The organism is Kitasatospora sp. NPDC056181 (assembly GCF_042266225.1).
Lineage (GTDB): Bacteria > Actinomycetota > Actinomycetes > Streptomycetales > Streptomycetaceae > Kitasatospora.
On sequence record NZ_JBHJUK010000346.1, the window covers coordinates 1 to 1,230 of the forward strand.

At 62.5% G+C, this 1,230-nt stretch carries 1 protein-coding gene; it reads left to right on the forward strand.

Annotated elements, in window-relative coordinates; all coding sequences use genetic code 11:
* Positions 1-305: 305 nt before the first annotated feature.
* On the forward strand, positions 306-1,230 hold a 925-nt coding region (locus ACFC1F_RS43430), incomplete at its 3' end, for a hypothetical protein (RefSeq protein WP_376167359.1).

Consider the following 1,230-nt stretch of genomic DNA (forward strand, 5'->3'; position numbering starts at 1 on the left):
CTTCCAGGACGAGTTGCGCGACGGGAGCAACGCGGCCAACGGATCGACCGGATGGTCCAGGAACACGGGCCACCAAATCGGCCAAGGCTGGGCGTGACGTGGCCGTCGAGATCGGGGTCTCCTGCCCCGATCTCCGGTGCGCGAGCCCTCCCCCGGGGGGCACGCGCGGCATCAATCTTCTTCTGGTACGGCGCCTTCGTTGCATCGGCTGATGGCGCAGCCGCACGCCCGAGGGGCAGGTTTGCCGGGCGAGCCTTGTCCCGCTCGGCATGGGTGCCTTCACCAGTGCACGCATGGGAGCATCCATGAACGACATCGTCATCCCCTCGCGCCTTCAGTTCCGGCTGCGAAACTTCAACGAGAACGACTCGACTGATTCCTTTCTTCAAGGTGCGAACGACGAAGTGTGGATGTCGGCAACCGGGATCGACTCGTCATCCGTGAGGGTCGGCCCGGACAAAAAGCCCGTAGTGGATCTCATCGATTCCCAGCGGGTCGGCGATGTGTCCGAGGACGACATACGAGGCCCCTGGCGTAACGAGCCTCACGTACTGATCGACTTCAATCTCCAGCAGGCCGGTGACTTTCCACGAACGTACACCATCACGCTCTTCATCGTGGAACACGACAACGGCGATCTCGAGAGGGCTTTCAATGAACTCCACCAACAGGTTGGCAATGAAATCAAGGCAGCTGTCGTGGCTGCCGCGGTCGAAGCAGGGGCATCGGTCGGCGCATCGGTAGGCTCGGCAATACCAGGGATCGGTACCCTCGTAGGGGCTGCTGCGGGGGCTCTCGCTGCCGTTGCCTACAACGAACTTGTCAGCCTCATCGACGAAGGTCTGGGCGATGACGTCTTCCTGCCAATCCCGATCACGCTCACCGTTGAGAATCCTTCGCTCGTTGGGGAGCAACCCGGCGTCGGAATCGAGCAGGCACTCAAAGTGCAACAGCATGAATGCGATTACGACATATTTTATGATTGGCATGTCGTTCCCGATGCCATGTCCTTGGCGCGGTCCCACTTGACTTCGTCTGCTCGGTTGGCTGACGTGCCGGAGCCGGCCGAAGCGATTGCCGCGGCACAGGCGGCGGTGGACGTCCTGCACCGGTTCGAGCCATCGCCTGATGGGCGGGCCGAGTACCTGAGCTTGCTCGCGGATGCGTTGCGTGCCGTGGTGCAGCGGTTGATGCAGGGGGGTCGCCTCGCCGAGGTGGTGCAGCCCGCTC